The organism is Bacteroidales bacterium, from assembly GCA_021157585.1.
Taxonomy (GTDB): domain Bacteria; phylum Bacteroidota; class Bacteroidia; order Bacteroidales; family UBA12170; genus UBA12170.
Map to the genome: position 1 here is coordinate 1 of JAGGWH010000034.1, position 6,047 is coordinate 6,047.

Annotated in this window: 2 protein-coding genes; one reads left to right on the forward strand and one right to left on the reverse strand. The window is 35.1% G+C overall.

Annotation, left to right across the window (positions count from 1 at the left end; translation table 11 throughout):
• The coding region (locus J7K39_01820; GenBank protein ID MCD6178617.1) for a CapA family protein at window positions 1–329 on the reverse strand (329 nt) is incomplete at its 3' end.
• A 409-nt stretch (window positions 330–738) separates the two neighbouring features.
• Here J7K39_01820 and J7K39_01825 point away from each other — a divergent pair.
• Entirely contained in the window at window positions 739–5,892 is a 5,154-nt protein-coding gene (locus tag J7K39_01825; protein MCD6178618.1) for a PKD domain-containing protein, read from the forward strand.
• Window positions 5,893–6,047: the final 155 nt, after the last annotated feature.

Genomic DNA, 6,047 nt, shown 5'->3' on the forward strand with positions numbered 1-6,047 from the left:
AAAGTGTCTTTGCAGTTTTTCGACATTTTTCCGCCATCGACAAGTGCGCCTTCCAGATTTGCAAAACTTATATCGGCTTCACGTAAATAAGTCTTAACATCTTCCAATAAGGGAGTGCAATCTTCATTAGGGGGTAAATATTTTCTATGAGGGTAGGCTGTTCCTAACATAATATCACCAACACCGACTATTTTTATTTCTTGTTTCTCGTTTGTATTTGTGTTATCAATCAATTGCTGATTTTGCGCCATCGAGATTTGGCTCAAAAGCAAGAGTAGGAGCAGATGGTGAACTTTAAAAATGTTGATAACTTTTGTTTTATTTTTCATTTAAAAATATTTATACAATTGATAGTCAGGTAAATATATTTTTGACTGAAATAACTATTGTTAATAACTCTTGTTGATAACTGCATTTATGTATTTCGATACCTGATTTTTTAAGCTTTATTTTTGTAATAGTACACTGAACTAGGTCTGATTTTAAGGCAGACAGAACAATAATAAGAAAATATTTCTCAATAACCATTTAATATTGTAAGGATAAATGAATTTCAACGATTTATTTTCCCCTCAATATATGGTTTTTTTAAGAGTTAGTTCTTTGAGCACAGTTTGTACAGAAACAATATAAGTAGATACATTTACGAATCAAATGCTGTCTATTAAAAGATAACAATTGGTAGGTAGTTGTAACGGAAGTAAATTCGTTATTAATAGAAGAGAAAAAAATGAAAAAATGAAAAGATATATCCCCTTAATAATTAGTGCCTTTTTTTTGGTTAGCTCTGTTATGGGAGAGCCTTTAGGTTTTGATACTAATGAGCCAACTAATAAAAAGCAGGAGACTAAAAAGACTAAAAAGCAGGAGGTTGTACTTGAAAAGATAGAAAAACCTAAAGTTTCTGGTTTTAAAAAGTCAGCCGAAATTACCAGTTTTCCTTGGACGGAAGGCTTTGAAAACGGAGGAAGTATCCCTGCAGAGTGGTCTCAGGTTTATGTTTCGGGTTCTAATTTGGATTGGACCTTTATTTCCGGAAATGGAGGTACAGAACCGGCTTCTGCTAACTCAGGAACATATAATGCTTGTTTAAAGGATAGCGATTCATCGAGTGATGAAACAAAATTAATCAGTCCGGCGCTTAATTTCTCCACTGCAGCCTCTGCTGAACTTACTTTTTATATGCATATGGAGAGACGTAGAGTTAGAAGAACAAATTATCAGGATGTACTTAAAGTTTATTATAAAACATCGGCTTCGTCTTCATGGACATTACTTGAATCGTATACACGAAGGGAGCGAAATTGGAGACAAAAAACGATAAGTTTACCAAATATTAGTTCGGAATATTATATTGCTTTTGAAGGAAATGCAAAAGCCGGATATGGAGTTGTTATTGATGATGTTGAAGTCACTATTGTTGCAGCACCAACTCCACCAACTCCAATTACAAGTTTTCCGTGGACTGAGGATTTTGAGGATGCAGGCGCTGCTCCATCTGATTGGACAGAGTCGGTTGTTTCAGGATCGGCCAATTGGGCATATTATGCCGGAAATGATGATTCTAATCCGAGTACAGCACATACCGGTAGTTATAATGCTTGTTTAAGAGATTATGATTCGGGAACAGATAAATCAAAACTAATTACACCTCCTTTAGATTTTACAGGAATTAGTGCTGCAACATTAACTTTTTGGTATTATAACGAACTCTGGCCTAACGATCAGGATGAGTTTAAGATATTTTATAAAACTTCTTCAACAGGAAGTTGGACTCAAATAGGTTCAACCTATAATAATAGTATTAGTGAATGGACAGAAGAGCAATTGGATTTGCCTAATTTAAGTAGTGATTATTATATAGCTTTTGAAGGAAATGCACTTTATGGATATGGTGTATGTATTGATGATGTTACGGTTGCCGCCTTAGAGGCTCCCGTTGTTTATTTTGATGCCGATAATGTAAATCCCGAAATTGGTGAATCGGTACAATTTACCGATGCTTCAACCAATGATCCTATTTCTTGGACTTGGTCGTTTTCTCCAAATACCATAACTTATGTAAGTGGAAATTCAAACTCTCAAAATCCAATTGTAAGCTTTAACGCTGCAGGAACTTATGAAGTTACTCTTTCTGCAACTAATGCCACAGGAACAACCACGGAAACAAAGTCGAGTTATATTTATATTTCTGATGGTAGCTTTTATCCTAATGCTTTGCAGTTTAATGGTGTTGATGAATATGTAAGTATTGATAATTCCTCGAGTTTAAATACCGGAGGTCCTTACGCTGATAGAACAATAGAAGCTTGGTTTTATTGCGAGGATGTGAGTAATAGTTCAAAGAAGCAAGTGATTTTTGAAGAAGGAGATGCTAGCAGAGGATTCAATATTTATATCTACAATAGAAATCTTTATGTAGGTGGATGGAATGATGATGCTGCTGAGTCTAATTGGAGCGGCACTTGGTTGTCTACGGCTTTGGTATTCTCAAAAACATGGCATCATATTGCTCTTCGTTTAGAAGGGGGAACGGATACGCCAACGGCGGGTTCGTTTACAGGAATTTTAGATGGAATTGAATTTGACACCGGAGATGGTGCCAAAGTATATGCTCATACCGGAGGAACAAATATTGGACGTACTGCTAATACTAAGTTTCATGATGGAACTGATAATTCAACAGTGACTTATTTTGAAGGAATTATTGATGAACTCAGAATTTGGAATGAAGCTAGAAGTATAGAAGAAATACGGGGAAATATGTATCGTCAGTTAAGTTCTGATGTTATTGCATCAAGTTCAAATTTGGCTGCGTATTTTACTATGGATCATGCTGATGGAACAAACTTACGCGATTTTGCCGGTAATCTGAATGATGGTACACTTAATAATATGAGTAATTCCAATTGGATTACATCTACTGTTTTATATGATTTTCGCCAAAGCTTGGATTTTGATGGTGTTGATGACTATGTCTCACTTGGTAAGAGTGATAAACTTCAGCTTACAAATGCAATTACATTAGAAGCTTGGGTTTATCCCAGATCAATAAGTCAGTGGGGAGCTGTTTTTAGCAATTTGCAAAATAATGGAACTAGTGAATCCGGTTACGGAATGGTTTTAGATGGAGATAGTGAGGAAATTGTATGGTGGTTACAAACAGTTGGTGGTACAGCCGACGATGATGCTAATTATCCGCGTTTTACTCCAACATTAGATACCTGGCAACATATTGCTTGTACCTATAATGGGAGTGAAATGAAATTATATGTCGATGGTATTTTAGTTGAATCTAAAACACGTAATGGAGATATTGATTGGAGTAATTTACCTATCGAAGCCCGAATAGGTTCTTATATTGATGATGATGAAAATTATTATTTTGATGGACAAATTGATGATATCCGTATTTGGAAAAGAGCTTTAACAGCTAACCAAATAGCAGAAAGTATGACCAATCACCTCTGGGGTACCGAAGATAACTTAATAGCATATTATCGTTTCGATCAATTAAACGAAGGCGATCAAAATGTTTTATATAATATTAAAGGAGATTACAGCTCTAATAGCCACTCAGAAAATTTTGATACCTATAGTGTTGATACTTATGTTTCTACTATAGATGGTTGGGAAACATGGAGTGGTGGTTCTGGTACATCAGAAGATGCAAAAATAAAAAGTATCGAAGCTTATTCTTCATTATATTCCATGCAAATTCAAAATTCTAATGATATTATCTATAAATGTGGAGACTTAACGACAGGAATTCATTCGGTTAAGTTTGAAATATATGTTCCTTCCGGTAATTCCGGATATCTTAATATGGAACATTTTGATGCTCCAGGAACAGAATGGGCGGTCGATATTTTCTTCGATGATGCTGGAAACGGGAGTGTTAATGCTGAAGGGACTACTGATGCTGCAACTTTTTCATTTTCCAATGATGCGTGGCTTTCCGTAGAAATAGTTGTCAATTTAGATGATGATATAGCTTCATTTTATTTAAACAGCAGTTTAATTCATAGTTGGCAATGGAGTATTGATAATGGTGATGGCCGTAGTGGAACCAATCAATTGGGTTGTATAGATTTTTATGCCAACTCATTTGATGGTACAACACCACTGTATTATGTCGATGATTTTAGTGTAACACAAATAGATGCAGATGTTATAAATGGTTTATTGGTAAATATGGATCCTACATCAGACTGGGAAGATGCGGTAAATACTAATTTATGGACGGGAGTTAGTAATACAGACTGGGCAGTATCAACAAATTGGTTAAACGGTGGAGTTCCAATAAGTACTGATGTTGTTAGAATCGATCGTACCGAAACCGGTTATTATCCGATTTTAACATCAGATCAGGCTGTTGATAAACTAACAATTGCCAATGGAGCTTCCTTAGAAGTACAACTTAATAAGCAATTTGATATTAGTACAAGCTTGATAAATTACGGCAGCATTACAGTTGATGGTGTTATGAATGTATCAGGAATGTTAATAAACTACCAAGATTTTTATCTTTCAGGTGAGATGACAGTTGGTGGTAAACTAATTAATAATGGCGATTTTAATATTTTGTCTGATGAAAATGTTACCGGCTCTCTAATTGATAATGGTGAGGTAAGTGGTTATGGAGATTTTAGTGTACAACGTTATATGTCATCAACTGAAAAATGGCACTTAATTTCATCTCCGGTTAGTAATGCTTATTCTGAGGTTTTTCTCGACCGTTATTTAATGTCTTATAATGAGTCTAACGATAGCTGGAACAATATTTTATTATCTGATGTGCGTCTGCGCCAAATGGTAGGTTATGCTACTATCACTAACTCTTCTTCATCAAGCAACGACACTTATGTGTTTGAGGGAGATATAAATACCGGTAATTATACTTATACTTTATCGCATAGTGGAACTAGTGGCGATAATCAAAATTTTAATCTTATCGGGAATCCGTATCCTTCAAGTATCGACTGGGAAACAGTTAGCATTCCTGCGGATATGGATAATGCTATTTATTCGCTTAAACCTGATGGACAATATGCCTATTATGCTAATCGTATTTCTATTAATGGTGGAACGCAGATGATTGCTCCCGGACAAGGTTTCTGGGTACATGTAAAGTCAGGAACAGCAAGTTCCAGTTCAGTGAACTTAACATTTGACAATAGCTGCCGTTCGCATGTATTCAAAGATGAATTTTATAAAAGTTCTACAGGTGCAGAAAATGAATATCAGTTTAGTATGTTTGCTAGCAATGGTAAAATTTCTGACGAAACAGTTTTGATTTTCAATAATGCTACCATGCCTCAATTTGATAGTGATTATGATGCAATTAAGTTTTTAGCTTACGAACGTAATATCCCAAATATTTATTTTATTGGTGCTGATGATGAGCGTTTGGCAATTGATAATAGACCACAAACACCTACAATTGGGGTTGGCTTCTCAATGAATGAGAGTACTCGAGGGGTGACCATAAACGTTAAGGAAGCACCTAATTTTGCAGCCATTATTCTGGAAGATCTTTTTACGGGCGAAAAGACTGATTTGTTGAAAGATACATATACTTTTGATTATTCAACAACTGATGCAGCAAATCGTTTTAAATTGCATTTTAGCTTCCTTGGAACAGATGATATAGATACCGAAAATAATAATTTACAAATATATAGTAGTAAATCTGATTTAATCATTAATAGTCCTGATGGATTAAATAATCCTACTGTTCAGCTTTACGATATTCAAGGAAGGAAAGTGTTAGAAACAGCATTGGGATTTACGACACTTAAAAGAATTCCTCTAAATTTAGAAGCCGGAACATATATTGTAAGATTGATTATGCAAGAAGGTGTAATTAGCGAGAAAGTGTATTTACAGTAAATAATAAGATTTCAATTTCCATAGTCTCCATTCTTAATTGAGTGGAGGCTTTTTTATGATCATAAAGATCATTTGTAGAACTTTAACCCTAATTCCGACAGGCTCAATGCAAGCATCTCGACGAAGTACAGTCGTCTTTTCGGCGGAGCGAAGCG